This is a genomic window from Dellaglioa sp. CoH-57-MRSF-19 (genome assembly GCF_056781975.1).
Genome location: NZ_JBXAXW010000276.1, coordinates 1 through 268, shown reverse-complemented (window position 1 = coordinate 268; position 268 = coordinate 1). Strand labels below are relative to the sequence as shown.

Sequence of the window (268 nt, the reverse complement as noted above, 5' to 3'; positions counted from 1 at the left end):
GTCAAGGGCTATTTTCTGAGCAAGAACTACTGCACGGACTCGTGGGTCGGTCTTCAAGCCATCTTCTTCGACGATCGGCTGGTCGCGATCATGCATCAGGAGGGTCGCAAGTCTGATCCCGAGTATTGGTTCGTGGATCGGGAGAGCGCACTCGAACTGCGCCAGTTCATGACAGTCACGCGTCCGGAACCCGAACTCTCGTACATCGACCCGAACGAGGAAATTAACGATCACTATACTCTGGAGTACGCGAACGGCATCCTCGACA

Annotated in this window: 1 protein-coding gene; it reads left to right on the top strand. The window is 54.9% G+C overall.

Features of this window, described 5'->3' with window-relative positions; translation table 11 throughout:
- The coding region (locus AC1RO3_RS09215) for a hypothetical protein (protein ID WP_481764120.1) at window positions 1-268 on the top strand (268 nt) is incomplete at both ends.